The organism is Tychonema sp. LEGE 06208 (assembly GCF_015207505.1).
In the GTDB taxonomy this organism is placed as follows: domain Bacteria; phylum Cyanobacteriota; class Cyanobacteriia; order Cyanobacteriales; family Microcoleaceae; genus Microcoleus.
Genome location: NZ_JADEWT010000078.1, coordinates 13,701 through 30,772, shown reverse-complemented (window position 1 = coordinate 30,772; position 17,072 = coordinate 13,701). Strand labels below are relative to the sequence as shown.

General features: G+C 43.7%; 9 protein-coding genes. 5 read left to right on the top strand and 4 right to left on the bottom strand.

Annotated features, from left to right (window positions below; translation table 11 throughout):
• Positions 1-646 precede the first annotated feature (646 nt).
• Together IQ263_RS19375 and IQ263_RS19370 are read left to right on the top strand one after the other, a co-directional pair.
• On the top strand, positions 647-6,016 hold the full coding sequence (locus tag IQ263_RS19375) for an AAA family ATPase (RefSeq protein ID WP_194069400.1): 5,370 nt from the start codon (positions 647-649) through the stop codon (positions 6,014-6,016).
• Between the two features lie 226 nt (positions 6,017-6,242).
• Positions 6,243-11,951, top strand: a complete 5,709-nt coding sequence (locus tag IQ263_RS19370) for an AAA family ATPase (protein ID WP_194069399.1) — start codon at positions 6,243-6,245, stop codon at positions 11,949-11,951.
• Positions 11,952-12,066: 115 nt separating this feature from the next.
• Here IQ263_RS19370 and IQ263_RS19365 read toward each other — a convergent pair whose 3' ends face one another.
• Positions 12,067-13,281, bottom strand: a complete 1,215-nt coding sequence (locus IQ263_RS19365) for an acetate kinase (protein WP_194069398.1) — start codon at positions 13,279-13,281, stop codon at positions 12,067-12,069.
• A gap of 281 nt (positions 13,282-13,562) precedes the next feature.
• On the opposite strand from IQ263_RS19365, the gene psaK reads away from it, so the two are divergent.
• Positions 13,563-13,823 (top strand): photosystem I reaction center subunit PsaK, encoded by a 261-nt coding sequence (gene psaK, locus IQ263_RS19360; protein WP_194069397.1) that lies wholly within the window; start codon positions 13,563-13,565, stop codon positions 13,821-13,823.
• Positions 13,824-13,866: 43 nt separating this feature from the next.
• Here psaK and IQ263_RS19355 read toward each other — a convergent pair whose 3' ends face one another.
• From IQ263_RS19355 to IQ263_RS19345, 3 genes are all read right to left on the bottom strand, one after another.
• Positions 13,867-14,505, bottom strand: coding sequence for a histidine phosphatase family protein (locus IQ263_RS19355; RefSeq protein WP_194069396.1), 639 nt, complete (start codon positions 14,503-14,505; stop codon positions 13,867-13,869).
• Positions 14,506-14,617: 112 nt separating this feature from the next.
• Entirely contained in the window at positions 14,618-15,304 is a 687-nt protein-coding gene (locus IQ263_RS19350) for a DUF3226 domain-containing protein (RefSeq protein ID WP_194069395.1), read from the bottom strand.
• Positions 15,297-16,403, bottom strand: a complete 1,107-nt coding sequence (locus IQ263_RS19345) for an AAA family ATPase (protein WP_194069394.1) — start codon at positions 16,401-16,403, stop codon at positions 15,297-15,299. Before IQ263_RS19345 ends, IQ263_RS19350 begins: the two co-directional genes overlap by 8 nt.
• On the opposite strand from IQ263_RS19345, the gene IQ263_RS19340 reads away from it, so the two are divergent.
• Together IQ263_RS19340 and IQ263_RS19335 are read left to right on the top strand one after the other, a co-directional pair.
• Positions 16,402-16,734 (top strand): DUF433 domain-containing protein, encoded by a 333-nt coding sequence (locus IQ263_RS19340; protein WP_228050191.1) that lies wholly within the window; start codon positions 16,402-16,404, stop codon positions 16,732-16,734. The genes IQ263_RS19345 and IQ263_RS19340 overlap by 2 nt on opposite strands.
• Positions 16,731-17,054 carry a DUF5615 family PIN-like protein gene (locus IQ263_RS19335; protein WP_194069392.1) on the top strand — a complete coding sequence of 108 codons (324 nt, stop codon included), beginning with the start codon at positions 16,731-16,733 and terminating at the stop codon, positions 17,052-17,054. Before IQ263_RS19340 ends, IQ263_RS19335 begins: the two co-directional genes overlap by 4 nt.
• The last annotated feature ends 18 nt before the right edge of the window (positions 17,055-17,072 follow it).

Sequence of the window (17,072 nt, the reverse complement as noted above, 5' to 3'; positions counted from 1 at the left end):
GCGGGAAGTTGCGGGGTTCGAGTCGGGGCGAGGGGGTGGAGTTGCCGCAATCTTTGCAGGGGTTTGCTGATTTGAAGTTGTCGCATCCTTATTATTGGTCGGCTTTTGTGATGATTGGAAGTCCGTGGTGAAAAGATATTAATATTCCTGTTCTTCTATTAGATCATTTCCGGTTAAACCGGAATTATGTTGACTGTTTACTGTTTACTGTTGACTGTTTACTGTTGACTGTTCACTGTTTACTGCTTACTGCTTACTGTTTACTGCTTACTGTTGACTGTTGACGGTTGACTGTTGACTGTTGACTGTTCACTGTCAACCGTCAACAGTGAAATCGAATTTACTATTCCGATGAATAGAGGATTTGATATTACTTAGCACGGCAATTTTCCGAGGATTTTAATGATTGGCAGTCTGTTTTTCCATTTTGTATTTTCCCCGCAGCGCGTGGCATTACTTGAATTTGCGGTTCGGTTAGCAGCGAAGTGGTTGGTAAAGCCGACAGAAACGAGCGATTGAAAGCCAAGAGATGCCGAAAAACTAAACAGGAGTTAAAAAACCCTATTTTTTTCGTTTCTAACGCGCTATTATTTACAGAAAGCTGGTGCGTTGTGACTTAGCGTTAATTTTTAGCAGAAAAATCAATATGCTCTCGATTCCAGGCGTTGCCGTCCAGACACTGCTCTATGAAAGTGCTAACTCTCTGGTTTACCGGGCCATTCGGGAAGCCGATCGCCAACCGCTCATCCTCAAACTTCTCAAAGAGAGCTACCCCACACCTCAAGAATTGCTGCGCTACCGCACTGAATATCGCATTACCCGAGAGCTGAAAGAGGCGGGAGTCGTGCGAGTCTATGATTTGCAAAAATACCAAAACAGCCTCGTGATTTTTGTGGAGGACTTTGGCGGGGAATCCTTGAAAATATGGATGCTGCGGCGAAAGTTTAGCCTCAAGGAGTTTCTGCTCCTGGCGATCGCCACTACTGAAACTTTAGGGCAAATTCACAGGGCCAACATCATCCACAAAGATATTAACCCCTCAAATATTGTTTATAACCCGGAAACGGGGCAGCTCAAAATTATCGACTTTGGTATTTCCACTCAGCTAACGCGAGAAATGCCAACCCTGAAAAACCCCAGCATTTTAGAAGGCACCCTCGCTTACATCTCGCCGGAACAAACAGGCAGGATGAATCGCTCTATCGATTACCGCACGGACTTTTACTCCCTCGGTGTCACCTTCTACGAATTGCTGAGTGGAAAACTGCCTTTCGAGACAGAAGATGCTTTAGAGTTGGTTCACTGCCACATTGCCAGACAGCCAATTCCCCTGCACGAAATCGAGCCAGAAATTCCCCTAATTATCTCCCAAATAGTCAGTAAATTGATGGCGAAGAATGCCGAAAACCGCTATCAAACAGCAGTGGGTCTCAAGCACGATTTAGAAATATGTCAGGTTACATTACAAGAAAACGATAGCATAGAAGAATTTGACTTGGGAACGCATGATATTACAGATAATTTCCTGATTCCCGAAAAATTATACGGCAGAGAAACAGAAGTTTTCGAGCTATTAGCCGCCTTTGAAAGAGTTGGTAATGCTACTGCCGAAATGATGCTAGTCGCTGGCTCCTCTGGAATTGGTAAAACCGCAGTCGTGAACGAAGTCCACAAGCCGATCGCCCGACAGCGCGGTTATTTCATCAAAGGCAAATACGACCAGTTCCAGCGCAATATCCCGTTCAGTGCATTTGTGCAAGCATTTCGGGAATTGATGGGACAATTATTATCAGAAAGTGACGCTCAGTTAGACAGATGGAAAACCCTGATCCTCACAGCAGTAGGCGAGAGCGGGCAAGTCTTGATTGACGTAATTCCTGAATTAGAACGCATCATTGGCGCTCAAAATCCTGCACTAGAATTGTCGGGGAGTGCCGCCCAAAATCGCTTCAATCTGCTGATGCAGAAATTTGTGCAAGTATTTACTACTGCTGAACATCCCTTAGTGATGTTTCTGGACGATTTGCAGTGGGCGGATTCGGCATCACTGAAATTGCTACAACTATTGATGGAGGATACGGGACATCTCTTGGTATTGGGTGCTTATCGGGATAATGAGGTATCACCTGCTCATCCGTTTATGTTGGCGGTGGATGAGATTGTGAAGTCTGGGGCCACGGTGAATACGATTACGCTGCAACAATTGCGTTTAGCAGATCTCAATCAGTTGGTAGCAGATACGCTGATTTGCGATTTATCTTTAGCTCAACCTTTGACAGAATTGGTTTATCAAAAAACCCAAGGTAATCCCTTTTTCTCGACTCAATTCCTCAAGGCGTTGCATGAAGATGGTCAAATTATTTTTAACCCCCCTCAATCCTCTCTTAGTAAGGGGGGCAGTCAAGGGGGGTGGCAGTGCGATATTAATCAAGTTAAATTTGCCGGCACCTCGGATGTGGTGGAGTTTATGGCGGCGCAATTGCAGAAGTTGCCTGCCGAAACTCAGGATGTTCTCAAACTTGCCGCCTGCATTGGGGCGCAGTTTGATTTAGAGACATTGGCAATAGTCAGCGAAGAATTACCAGAACAAACGGAATTAGCGCTGTGGAAAGCCTTGCAAGAAGGACTCATTTTAGTGATTTCAGAAGGCTATAACTTCATTCAAGCAGATGCTCAATCCCCAAATCAGTCTGTTGCTAATCCCACTTATAAGTTCCTGCACGATCGCGTCCAGCAAGCGGCTTATTCATTGATTCCCGACGACCAAAAACAAGCCACTCATCTGAAAATTGGCCGGTTGCTGCTACAAAGTTCTTCCGAGATAGAAATAGAAGAAAAAATCTTTGATATTGTGGGGCATTTAAATCAAGGAATTGAGTTAATCAATCGATTAAGTGAACGCTCAGCCTTAGCCCAACTCAACTTAGAAGCTGGACGCAAGGCCAGAAATTCTACCGCCTACGCTGCGGCAAATATCTATCTACAAACGGGAATTGAGCTACTGACACCTGAATGCTGGCAAACTCAATATGAATTGGTGCTAAATCTTTATGTTGCTGCTGCTGAAATTGCCTATTTGAATGGTGACTTTGATGGTATGGAACAGAGGGTAGCAGTGGTTTTGCAAGAAGCCCAAACAATTTTAGATCGAGTTAAAATTTACGAAATTAAAATTGCCGCTAAGACAGCCCAGAGTAAGGTTTTAGAAACGATCGCAGTAGCAAGAGAGGCACTCTTACAATTGGGGATTGAACTCCCTGCCGAACCTGATGAAGTCAAGATTGGCAAAGCGCTGCAAGCCCTTGCGGGGCAACTAAGCGGCAGAAAAATTGAGGAATTGGTTGACTTACCTGTGATGACAAATCCAGAGACTCAGGCAGCTATGCAACTGTCTGGTATGTTGTTTCCACCCATTTTCCAGGGAATGCCCGGTTTGCTGCCCCTGCTGAGCTCCACGATGGTGAGTTTATCGCTCTCTTTTGGGAATGCGCCCGCATCGACAGTGGGTTATGCGATGCACGGGATGGTGTTATGTGCCTTTTTGGGAGAGGTAAAAACGGGTTATGTTTTTGGGCAATTGGCACTCTCATTGCTGGATAGGTTGAATGTACCCGAATTCAAGTCCACAGTTCTGCTTTTGTTTGGCGGTTGGATTCAGCACCGCCAAGAATCTCTTTTGGCAACGATACCGACGCTGAAAGAGGGCTATAGGTTGGGTATGGAAACGGGCGATTTTGTAGACGCTGGCTACAACATATATATTTGTTTTTATACTTATTTATTCGCTGGTGTAGAACTAGATACTTGGGAAGCAGAAATAGCAAGTTTCAGGGCGGTAATGGCGCAGTTGAAACAATATTCTGCGCGGGTTTATTTGGATATGATTCAGCAGACGGTGCAAAACTTGAGGGAAACCCATACTCGGCAGGATTTGTTAATAGGATCTGCCTATGATGAAACGGTGATGATTCCCAAGCACTATCAGGATAATGAATTTACGGCGATCGCCTGTGCCTGTATCTACAAACTGCTGCTTGCTTACTGCTATGGCAATTACACGGCGGCCCTAGACCATATTACCCAAGTCCAACAGTATTTGATGGGAGTATCTGGATCGACTTTTGTGCCAATTTTTCATTTTTATGCTGCCCTGACGCACCTGGCACTTTTTTCCGCACAGCCAGAAACGAAGCAAACTGAAATTCTTGGCTTAGTGGAAACCCATCAAAGCACGCTGCAACAGTGGGCGAAAAATGCTCCGATGAATTATCTGCATAAATGGCACTTAGTTGAAGCAGAACGGCAACGGGTGTTGGGCAATAAGGCCGAGGCGATTGAAATGTACGATCGCGCAATTTCTGGAGCCCAAGAAAACAAATATGTTAATGACGAAGCCCTGGCAAACGAACTCGCAGCAAAATTCTACGGCGAATGGGGCAAAACAAAAATTGCTCAAGCCTACATATTTGAGGCGTACTATTGTTATGTTGAATGGGGAGCAACTGCTAAGGTAATAGATTTAGAAACGCGATATCCCCAATTATTCATTGTAACTCAATCGGGAAGAAAAAACACTCAAACTACCGTAGCAATGACAACGACTGGTTCGGGGAATCACCTAGATATCAGCGCAGTGATGAAGGCTTCTGGGGCGATTTCCGGCGAAATATTGCTGGATAAACTACTGTCTAGCTTGATGAAAATTTTGATGGAAAATGCAGGGGCGCAAAGAGGCTATCTGATTTTGTCAAGCCAGGGACAACTGTTAATTGAAGCTGAAGGGGCAATCGATGACGAACAAGTCACGGTGCTGCACTCAATCCCTGTTGATAATTGTCAAGAACTTTCTTCTGCGATTGTCAATTATGTGTCCCGCACTCAAGAAAGTATGGTACTAGATGATGCTGTGCGATCGGGACAATTTACCAACGACCCCTACATTCAAAAGCATCAGCCCAAATCAATTTTATGCGTGCCGCTGATCGATCGATCTCAAATCGTCAGTATTGTTTACCTAGAAAACAATCTGACCGCCGGAGCTTTTACGCCCGAAAGAGTGGAACTATTAAAAGTATTATCTGGACAAGCGGCTATCTCGATTCAAAATTCTAAACTCTATACAGAAGTCCGCGAAAATGAAAGCAGGCTGGCTCAACTCAACAAAGCTTACGAGCGCTTCGTCCCCCATCAATTCCTCCAGTTTCTCAAGAAATCCAGCATCATTGATGTGGAATTGGGCGACCAAGTGCAGTTAGAAATGTCGGTGTTGTTTTCAGATATTCGCGATTTTACCACACTTTCGGAAACTATGACACCGGAGAATAATTTCAAATTTATCAATTCCTATCTTTCTCGCATGGAACCCGTGATTAATGAAAATAAGGGGTTTATTGATAAATATATTGGCGATGCGATTATGGCGCTGTTTAGCGGTGAGGCGGATAATGCGGTGAAAGCGGGAATTTCTATGCTGCACCGTCTCGTTGAATACAATCAATACTGCGCTAATTCAGGCTGTGCCCCGATTCAGATTGGGATTGGAATTAATACGGGTTCTTTGATGCTGGGAACGGTGGGAGGACAAAATCGCATGGATGGGACAGTAATCAGCGATGCCGTTAATTTAGCTTCTCGCGTGGAAAGTTTGACAAAAAATTATGGGGTGTCGCTGTTAATTACCCAGCCAACTTATTCGCGCCTGAAAAATCCATCTCAGTATGCAATCCGCACTCTCGACACGGTAAAAGTCAAGGGAAAATCTGAAGCGGTGACGATTTATGAGGTGTTTGATGCCGACACGCCAGAAATCAAAGCGGGCAAGTTAGCTACGCTGGAATTGTTTGCAGAAGCGAGGGCAATTTACTTGGAAGGGAATGTGGCTGAAGCGGCGCGGCTGTTTTCCGAGTGTTGGCGTCAGAATCAGGCCGATCGCGCGGCTAAAATTTATTGGGAACGCTGTCAGTCTGCATTGGGGACTCGCACAAAAATCAAAGACAGGCTACACAATTTAAATTAAGCGGTTGCTATACCTGAAAATCAAATCAAAAGTGCGATCGACTGTTGATGCAGCATACAAATTAGGCGATCGAAATCGGGGCTACCAAAAAGTATTCGCAGGCTGCTGCCCGAAAAAGTCAACATTATTTGTGACAAAAACAAAACTTTTTCGTTTCTAACGCGCTATTATTTACAGAAAGCTGGTGCGTTGTGACTTAGCGTTAATTTTTAGCAGAAAGATCAATATGCTCTCGATTCCAGGCGTTGCCGTCCAGACACTGCTCTATGAAAGTGCCAACTCTCTGATTTACCGAGCCATTCGGGAAGCCGATCGCCAGCCGATTATCCTCAAACTTCTCAAAGAAAGCTACCCCACACCTCAAGAGTTAGTGCGCTACCGCACCGAATACCGAATCACCCAAGAGTTGAAAGAGGCGGGAGTTGTGCGAGTTTATGACTTGCAAAAATACCAAAACAGCCTCGTGATGTTTGTAGAGGACTTTGGCGGCGAATCCTTGAAAATTTGGATGCAGCAGCGAAAGTTTAGCCTCAAGGAGTTTCTGCTCCTGGCGATCGCCACTACTGAAACTTTAGGTCAAATTCACAGCGCAAATATCATTCATAAAGATATTAACCCCTCGAATATTGTTTATAACCCGGAAACGGAACAATTAAAAATTATTGATTTTGGCATTTCCACTCAACTAACGCGAGAAACACCGATACTGAAAAACCCCGGCATTTTGGAAGGAACCCTTGCTTACATCTCACCAGAACAAACCGGGAGAATGAATCGCACTCTCGATTACCGCACAGACTTTTACTCGCTTGGTGTCACCTTCTACGAATTGCTGAGTGGAAAACTGCCTTTTGAGACAGAAGACGCTTTAGAACTGGTTCACTGCCACATTGCCAGACAGCCGCTTTCCCTGCCGGAAATCGAGCCAGAAATTCCCCTAATCGTATCTCAAATTGTCAGTAAATTGATGGCGAAGAATGCCGAATACCGCTATCAAACAGCCTTCGGAATAAAGCATGATTTAGAAATGTGTCTGGTTCAATTACAAGAAACGGGTAACATTGAGCAGTTTGCTTTGGGAACGCGAGATATTACAGACCGTTTCCTGATTCCCGAAAAACTTTACGGCAGAGAAACTGAAGTTTTTAATCTATTAGCAGCCTTTGAACGAGTCAGTACAGGTAGCGCCGAAATGATGCTCGTTGCTGGTTTCTCTGGGATTGGTAAAACCGCAGTCGTAAACGAAGTCCATAAGCCGATCGCCAGACAGCGGGGCTATTTTATTAAAGGCAAATACGATCAATTTCAGCGCAATATTCCCTTCAGTGCATTTGTGCAAGCATTTCGGGAATTGATGGGACAATTATTATCAGAAAGTGATGCTCAGGTACAAACATGGAAAACCAATATTCTCACCGCAGTAGGTGATAGCGGGCAAGTCTTGATCGAGGTAATTCCTGAATTAGAACGGATCGTTGGCGCTCAACCGACTGCACTAGAACTGTCGGGGAGTGCGGCCCAAAATCGGTTTAATTTGCTGATGCAAAAGTTTGTGCAAGTATTTACCACAGCCGAGCATCCCTTAGTGATGTTTTTGGACGATTTGCAGTGGGCGGATTCGGCATCTTTGAAGTTATTACAACTGTTGATGGAGGATAGGGGGCATCTGTTAGTATTGGGTGCTTATCGGGATAATGAGGTGTCACCTGTTCATCCGTTTATGTTGACGGTGGATGAGATTGTGAAGTCTGGGGCAGCGGTGAACACGATTACGCTGCAACCGTTGAGTTTAGCGGATCTGAATCAATGGGTAGCAGATACGCTGATTTGCAATTTATCTTTGGCCGGGCCTTTGACAGAATTGGTTTATGAAAAAACCAAAGGTAATCCCTTTTTCTCTACTCAATTTCTTAAGGTATTATATGAAGACGATCAAATTATTTTTAACAGGTATGTACGGCATTGGCAGTGTGATATTGCCAATGCTAGACTTACCCATGCCTCGGATGTGGTGGAGTTTATGGCGGCGCAATTGCAGAAGTTGCCTGCCAAAACTCAGGATGTTCTAAAATTGGCGGCTTGCATTGGGGCGCAGTTTGATTTAGAGACATTAGCAGTCGTTAGCGAAGAATTACCCGAACCAATGGCATCAGCGCTATGGAAAGCCTTGCAAGAAGGACTGATTTTAGTGATTGCAGAAGGCTATAACTTCCTTCAAGCAGACGATCAATTTAATATTGAGTCTATTACTAATCCAACTTATAAGTTCCTGCACGATCGCGTCCAGCAAGCGGCTTATTCATTGATTCCTGATGACCATAAACCAGCTACTCATCTCAAAGTTGGACAGCTACTTTTACAAAATGCCTCGGAGATGGAAAGAGAAGAAAAACTGTTTGATATTGTCGAGCATTTGAATCTAGGCAAGGAGTTAATATCCCAAGCAAAAGAGAGGGAAGCCTTAGCACAACTTAACTTAAAAGCTGGACAGAAAGCTAGAAATTCTACTGCCTACGCTGCGGCAAAAGTTTATTTGCAAATAGGAATTGATTTACTAACAGCAAACTGTTGGCAAAGTCAGTATGAATTGACGCTGAATCTCTATGTTACAGCTACTGAAGTTGCTTATTTGAATGCTGACTTTGAGGGTATGGAACAGATAGCAGCAGAGATGTTGGAAAAAGCCCAGACAATTTTAGACAAAGTTAAAACTTACGAAAATTTAATTATTGCCCATACTGCCCAAGGTCAGATAAAAGCGATCGCAGTCGCCAGAGAAGCACTGAAACAATTGGGGGTTGCACTCCCTACCGAAGCTGATCAAGTCAAAATAGATCAAGCCCTACAGAGCCTTGCGAGAAAACTTCAAGACAGAAGCATTGAGGAACTGGTGAACTTGCCTGTGATGACCGATATTGAGACTCAAGCCGCCATGCAACTCTTAGGACTGTTATTTTCAGCCATTAATCAAACCATGCCGAGTTTACTGCCCATACTTAGTTCTACGATGGTGAGTTTATCGCTCCAGTTGGGAAATGCACCGGGATCGATACTAGGGTATTTGATTCACGGTGTGGTGCTGTGTTCTGTTTTGGGAGATGTCAAAACTGGCTATCGCTTTGGTAAATTGGCACTGAATTTACTCGATCAGTTTAATGCAACGGAATGTAAGTCCCTAATTCTGGCTGTATTTAGTAGCTGGATTCAGCATCACCAAGAAGCTCTCAGAGCAATGATGCCAACGACTAAAGAGGGGTATAGGGCTGGCATGGAAACTGGCGATTTTCTATACGGTGGCTATAGCATACTCGTTTACTTTCATGCCAACTTTTTCGGTGGAGTAGAACTAGAAACTTGGGAAGCCGAACAGGCTGGCTACACCGCTGCTTTCGGTCAGATGAAGCAATATTCTGTCCAGGCTTATTTGGGTATGAATCAGCAGGTAGTAAAGAACTTGAGGGAAAGTATGAATCAACCCGATTGCTTAATTGGTAATGCCTACGATGAAAGGGTGATGATTCCTAAGCATTATCAGAATAATGACCAATCGTTGATTTCTTTTGCCTATATCTACAAACTACAGTTGGCTTACACTTTCGGGAATTGCAGTGCTGCCCTCAGCCACATTGCCCAAGTCAAACCGTGTTTAATGGCAGTATCGGGATTGTATGTTTTCCCCATTTTTCATTTCTATGCCGCCCTCACCCACTTAGCACTTTTTCCCACTCAACCAGAAATTGATCAAGCAGAAATTCTTATGCAAGTGGAAACTCATCAAACCACTCTACATCAATGGGGGCAAAATGCTCCGATGAATTATCTGCATAAATGGTATTTAGTGGAGGCCGAAAAACATCGAGTTTTGGGCAATAAAGCTGAGGCGATTGAAATGTACGATCGCGCCATTTCTGGAGCCAAAGAAAATAAATTCCTCAACGAAGAAGCACTAGCTAACGAACTAGCCGCAAAGTTCTACTGGGAATGGAGCAAGGAAAAACTTGCCCAAACCTACATGATTGAGGCATATTATTGTTATGTTCAATGGGGAGCCACTGCTAAGGTAACGGATTTAGAAACGCGATATCCGCAGTTATTGGCGCCAATCCAACCGGGAAGAAAAACAACTAAAACTACGGCATCAGTGACGACCACGGGTTCTGGTTCTAACTTAGATATCACCACGGTGATGAAAGCTTCTCAGGCGATTTCCGGCGAAATATTGCTGGATAAACTACTGTCTAGCTTGATGAAAATTTTGATGGAAAGTGCAGGGGCGCAAAGAGGATATCTGATTTTTTCAATCCAGGAAAAGCTGTTAATTGAAGCTGAAGGGAAAATTGATGATGAAGTTGTTACCGTGTTGCAGTCAATCCCGGTTAAAAATTGTCAAAAACTTTCTGAATCAATTGTTAATTATGTGGCACGTACTCAAGAAAGCGTGGTGCTGGATGAGGCTTTCCGAAAGGGACAATTTACCAACGATCCTTATATCCAAAAGAATCAGCTCAAATCAATTTTATGTGTGCCGCTGATTAATCAATCTCAGATCGTCAGTATTGTTTACCTAGAAAACAATCTGACAGCCGGAGCTTTTACGCCAGAAAGAGTGGAACTATTAAAAGTGTTATCTGGACAAGCGGCGATCTCGATTCAAAATTCTAAGCTTTATACAGAAGTCCGCGAAAGTGAGAACAGGCTTGCTCAATTTTTAGAAGCAATCCCGGTCGGGGTGTCAGTGCTGAATGCTTCTGGCAAACCTTACTATAGTAATCGCGCTGCTATTCAATTATTAGGTAAAGGAGTTATTCCTAACGTCACCAGCGAGCAAATACCCGAGGTTTATCAAATCTATCAAGCGGGAACTGAGCAAGAATATCCCTCAGCAGAATTGCCCACTGCGCGCGCGTTGAGGGGCGAAAGTGCAACCGCTGATGATATGGAAATTCACCAAGGCAACAAGATTATTCCGATCGAGGCTTGGGGTACACCAATCTATGATGAAAAGAACAATATTTCTTATGCAATTGTAGCCTTTCAAGATATCACGGAGCGTAAAAAAGCCGAAACAGAGCGAATCAGATTTACCGCTGAACTGTTTCTACTCAACCAAGCTTACGAGCGCTTCGTTCCCAATCAGTTCCTCCAGTTTTTAGAGAAATCAAGCATTATTGATGTGGAATTGGGCGACCAAGTGCAGTTAGAAATGTCGGTGTTGTTTTCCGACATTCGCGATTTTACCACACTTTCGGAAACTATGACACCGGAGAATAATTTCAAATTTATCAATTCCTATCTTTCTCGCATGGAACCCGTGATTAATGAAAATAAGGGGTTTATTGATAAATATATTGGCGATGCGATTATGGCGCTGTTTAGCGGTGAGGCGGATAATGCGGTGAAAGCGGGAATTGCGATGCTGCACCGTCTCGTTGAATACAATCAATACTGCGCTAATTCAGGCTGTGCCCCGATTCAGATTGGGATTGGGATTAATACGGGTTCTTTGATGCTGGGAACGGTGGGAGGACAAAATCGCATGGATGGGACAGTAATCAGCGATGCCGTTAATTTAGCTTCTCGCGTGGAAAGTTTGACCAAAAATTATGGGGTGTCGCTGTTAATTACCCAGCCAACTTATTCGCGCCTGAAAAATCCATCTCAGTATGCAATCCGCACTCTCGACACGGTAAAAGTCAAGGGAAAATCTGAAGCGGTGACGATTTATGAGGTGTTTGATGCCGACACGCCAGAAATCAAAGCGGGCAAGTTAGCTACGCTAGAATTGTTTGCAGAAGCTAGGGCGCTTTACTTGGAAGGGAAGTTATTGGAAGCAGCGCGGCTGTTTTCCGAGTGTTGGTGGCAGAATCAGGCCGATCGCACGGCTAAAATTTACTGGGAACGCTGCAACTCTAAATTAGAGTCAACTGAGGAATGAAATCCTCGATAAGGATGTTGAGATCCAAGTCGCGATCGCCCTTTTGTATTTATTACCCACCAGAAAAGAGGTCGCTTGTGTTGAAGTAGCCTCAAAGGGCGATCGCTTAACCGAATCATCCGCGAGAAATATCCCAACATTCCCGCGCAATTTCCCAATCTTCCTGAGTGTGAATCACCAAAACCCGCACCGCTGAATCAACCGCCGCAATATCATCATCAACCGGCGAATTTAAATTTTTCTCCCCATCCAATTTTAACCCGATAAATCCAAAAACTTCGCAAGCCGCAGCCCGCACAACCGCCGAATTTTCCCCAACACCCGCAGTAAAAATCAAAGCATCCAACCCGCCCAAACTCGCCAACATCGCCCCGATACCAGCCCGCAAACGGTGCACGTAAATATCCAAAGCAAGTTGAGCGCGAGAATTGCCATCTTTAATCGCTGCCAAAATTTGCCGCATATCGCTAGAAACCCCGGAAATCCCCTTCAAACCAGAATTTCGATTCAGAATATTATCTAGTTCCTCAGCGGTAAAGTGCGATCGCCTTAACAGATAAATTATGATACCGGGATCGATCGCCCCCGATCGACTTCCCATCATCAAACCATCCAAAGGAGTAAAACCCATCGTAGTATCAACACTCCGACCACCGAGAACCGCCGCCAGAGAGCATCCGTTGCCCAAATGACAGCTAATCAGCCGCAAATCAGCTAAATCGCGGTTGAGAATTTCAGCAGCCCTGCGAGTGCAATATTGATGGCTGATGCCGTGAAAACCGTAGCGCCGAATCCCCTCTTCCAGCCATTCGTAGGGGCCAGGATAAACAAACGCAGCGGGCGGCAATTGAGCGTGAAAAGCCGTATCAAAAACAACAACTTGCGGCACATTTCCCAGTATTTTTTCGATTGCTTCGATGCCTTCCAAATTAACCGGATTGTGGACGGGAGCAAACTCAGCCAAACGAGAAATTTCCTCTTTTACTTCCGGCGAAATCAGCGTGCTTTGCTGATATTTTGGCCCGCCGTGAACGACGCGATGACCGACAATATCAATGTCCTTTAAACTATTAATAACTTGAGTTTTTCCCTGCCACAGAGTCTCCAGCATCCGAGCAATGGCCTGGGAGCGAGAATTTGAAGCGAATTCTTCCTCAAGCCTATTGCCCGCAGCAGTTTTGACTTGCAACTCCCCGGCATTTTCGCGGTGAGTCCAGTCTATTTGCGCTTCCCAGAGGGGTTGCGGCGCGCGATCGGGAAGTCGGTCATTTAGTTCGTACAAGCAGCTTTTGTGACTGCTAGAACCTGCATTTAAAACTAGGATTTTCATGGGAATTGGGAATTGGGAATTGGGAATTGGGAATTCAGGGCTTACGCACTCCGACCTCAGAAACCGGGTTTTTACGTTTTCTGCTCGTTGGAACCAAATATTTTCTTAAAAAACCCGGTTTCTGGCTGCGTATTAATTGTTAGCTATTCACTAACCATCACTCTGTTAAGGAATATGTCAAATTATTAAAAATCAATTCAAGATGTAGCCACTGGTTGCTGTTGTTTGATATATCTTCATCATCTGATTTTCATGGACTAAAAATTAAGGAGTCGATCGCCATGTTGCCAACAATTTTACTAACCGTTAGCGCCAGAACCGTAGAGTGGAGCCCCGAAATCGGTTTAATTATGATTATTTGCAATGTTGCAGCCATTGCTTTCGGCAGCTTAACCATCAAAAATCCTCACACAGGCCCAGCCGCACCCTCAGCGAATCTGGTGGGCGGTTTGAGCTTGGGTGCACTTATCGGAAGTCTCTGCTTCGGTCATATTCTGGGAACAGGTACGATTTTAGGATTGTCTTACTTGGGCGCACTTTAGTTTGAGACTATGTAGGGTGCGCCCCCGCACCTTACCGCCAATGTCAAGTACCGGGTAAATTGCGGAGAGTTTCATCCATGTAAGAGCGATCGCCCAAAACCTCCAGCATCGGCCCGCGCACATCAAACTTGACAATACTCACAGAAGCTGCTAAAGCGGCAATCCGATTGCGGTAACTTCCCAAATCAATCCCCAACAAACTGCACAGAATAATCCGAATAGTCGCCTTGTGCGAAACCACCAAAACATTACCATTCTTGTACTTTTCCTGAATTTCTGCAATCACTAAGGACGATCGGCTAGCAATTTGCACAGAAGTTTCCCCCTCAGTCGGTGGATTCCAAGCCGGTTCCGTCAACCAATTAATATAATCATCAGCATATTTTTCACGAACCGATTCAACTGTTTCACCCTCCCACTTGCCGTACTTAATTTCCTTCAATCCGTCGCGCAGTTGCATTTCAATTCCCACAGCATCGCACAGAGGTTTAGCCGTAGCAATTGTGCGTTTCATGGGGCTGACATAAACAGCATTCCAAGGCAATTTTGCATAAGTTGCGGCAAATTGCTCTGCCATCATAGAACCTTCCGGTGTTAATTCTGCGTCGAGGTCGCCGCAGTAGCCACCTGTTTTGCTGTAAGTCGTTTCACCGTGTCGTAGAAAGTAAATTTTTAAACTCATATAGATATCTTATTTCAACAGAGGGCGCAGAGGGCGCAGAGTCAGAGAAGAGAGAGATGAATAATTCCGATACTTACGGATTTGATCTTGATTGTATTTGAATTTTATCAGCTTAGCAAAAGAGTTTAAGAAAATCCTTCAAATCATTGAGAGCCGGATTATCCCAATCCCAAATATCTTTTTTGTGTTCCATAACATAATCAAACCCAGACATACTGCATTTTCTTCCAGCTTGTTTCTGTTCCTGATTTGAGCAAGTATCATACCTGAGATAGATGCTAACCCAAAATTTATCAAAGTCTTTCTGGTTGATTTCCTTGACCTGGCTTTCTATGCAAGTTTTCCAGCTATCCAAACAATCAGCATAAGGAGAATCTCTAGCCTTTATTTCCTTTAAAAGTGTTTCCAGTTCGCCTTTACCTCCAACATTTGTAAAGTAACAAGCCAATTTTGCATTTGTTCCATGATCTGTACAAATATCGATAAATTGTTTAGTGCTTGACAAGCTTTCAGCTTGAAACACTTGTTTTATACATCTATCTACGAATTTCAGCCGTTCTTGCTCTGAATAATTATCAATATCGATAATTATTCCAATCTTTTCGATATCTTTTCGGTCAATCTTTCTTATTAAATTTTTTAAAGCTTTGATTAACTCTGTTTCGCTCAAGCCTTCCAAAGGTTCATAATTATCTATATAAATAGGTTTTTCTACCTGAATATCGCAGTTTAGTTTCTCAACCATTGCCTGCATGAAAAATTTATCATTTTTACTTTCTACTATGACAATATTACTCACCTCTCACTCCTTCTTGATGCTCAAGGGCATAACTAAGAGTTTCCAAATCGAGCCGACTTCCGATTATTTGATTTGTTTTGAGTTTCCTTGCTAGTTCAAAATATGCGCTGCTGCATTCCTGATTTGGTTCTAAACCCACATCAGCAAATGCTTGAAGCATCTCTAAACTGTGCGTTGTAGCAAAAATCTGCGTATCCAGTTCAACCGCCAACCGAAATAACACTCTCCAAAACTCCCGCTGACTTGTATGGTGTATGCCATTTTCTATCTCATCAATTAGCAGTATTTTGTGTTCGCTGTTTACCAGTTTAAGGATTATTTCTGCAACTCTGTTAATGGCATCTCCAAACAATGATAAAGGCAAACGCTTTTCGCCTTTCCTTCTCAAGTAGAGCGTGGGTTCCCCGATCGAAAAACTGTCTACTGATTCTATTGAATAGTCGAGAATTTGAAAAGCTTTCAAAACTTCGCTATCTTTTTCATTCAAACGCGCCAGGTCAAATAGTTCCGTGATATTCCTTTCAAAAGACCTCATACAAGATGGAATAAAAGGCGGTTCTTTAACATTAGGACGACTGCCAAACCACATTTTTTTTGATGAAGTAGCTATTGCAACGGAATTAACAGTTTCTTGATTGTATCGATTCAATTTGATATTTAGGACTGACAAATCATCTTTATCCTTCAAGAATAACTCTCTTAATCTTTCTACATTTGTGTCTGAGAAAATATTGTCCACATTTCCCGATTCATCTAACCAAATTTCTATTTTATCTACGACATTACTTTCATCTTTTCCATGAATTACTATAACTGCGTCTTTGTTGAGGGAATAAAACAAGTTGTCCCATTCCCTTTTATATATGGATTCTATTGATTCTATCCATTCTGAGGATTCTGACGATGCTGACGATTCCATTCTCAGCTTTTTTAATGCGGATATACTTCTACCGTCGGGATCGTTATAGAGAAAAAGTGCTTCTAGCAATGCTGTCTTGCCAGCATTATTTTTACCGCCGATTAAATTGACTCTTTCAAACCCAGAAATTTTGATTTGCTCAAAGCACCTAAAATTTTGAATTTCTATTTCTTTAAGCATGACCGCCTCTTTTGAGTGTACAAACCCTAAATTACCGTTGATTTATGCTAACATTAATTCTATCTTAGTTGTTTTACTTGAGCCGCAACAAGCAACGAACGTCATGCAGAATATAGACCTCTTTGAAGTGATTGAACGCGATCCGACCAAGGTGAGTGGTGCATGGGTATTTCGGGGAACGCGCGTACCTGTCGCCGCCTTTTTCGAGAACCTTAAAGATGGAGCATCTATTGACCAGTTTCTCGAATGGTTTCCGGGAGTAACTCGCGCCCAAGTTGAGGTGCTACTCGATCGCGCCCTAGCCTCAATAACGCAGATAACACAGGTATGAAGATATTGTTCGACCAAGGTACGCCAGTACCCTTGCGCCGATCGCTACTGGGTCATAAAGTAGATACTGCTTATGAACGTGGATGGTCAACATTAGCGAATGGCGATCTGCTCGACACAGCCGAACGCGATGGGTATAATCTGCTGGTCACGACCGATCGCAACTTGCGTTATCAACAAAACCTGACAAACCGACAAATTGCTATTGTGGTTTTGCTGTCCACCTCTTGGCCGCGCATTCAAAAGCATCAAGACAATATTCGGAACGCGATCGACACTATTTTTCCGGGCGCATACCTCGAAATTGAGATTGCTGGCTGAAGCTTTATTTAACCTTCT

Excerpts from the sequence above, each read along its gene's own strand:
- IQ263_RS19335 (WP_194069392.1), top strand. The coding sequence starts at position 16,731 with ATGAAGATATTGTTCGACCAAGGTACGCCAGTACCCTTGCGCCGATCG.
- IQ263_RS19340 (WP_228050191.1), top strand. The coding sequence starts at position 16,402 with ATGACCGCCTCTTTTGAGTGTACAAACCCTAAATTACCGTTGATTTAT.
- IQ263_RS19355 (WP_194069396.1), bottom strand. The coding sequence starts at position 14,505 with ATGAGTTTAAAAATTTACTTTCTACGACACGGTGAAACGACTTACAGC.
- IQ263_RS19375 (WP_194069400.1), top strand. The coding sequence starts at position 647 with ATGCTCTCGATTCCAGGCGTTGCCGTCCAGACACTGCTCTATGAAAGT.
- IQ263_RS19365 (WP_194069398.1), bottom strand. The coding sequence starts at position 13,281 with ATGAAAATCCTAGTTTTAAATGCAGGTTCTAGCAGTCACAAAAGCTGC.
- psaK (WP_194069397.1), top strand. The coding sequence starts at position 13,563 with ATGTTGCCAACAATTTTACTAACCGTTAGCGCCAGAACCGTAGAGTGG.
- IQ263_RS19370 (WP_194069399.1), top strand. The coding sequence starts at position 6,243 with ATGCTCTCGATTCCAGGCGTTGCCGTCCAGACACTGCTCTATGAAAGT.
- IQ263_RS19345 (WP_194069394.1), bottom strand. The coding sequence starts at position 16,403 with ATGCTTAAAGAAATAGAAATTCAAAATTTTAGGTGCTTTGAGCAAATC.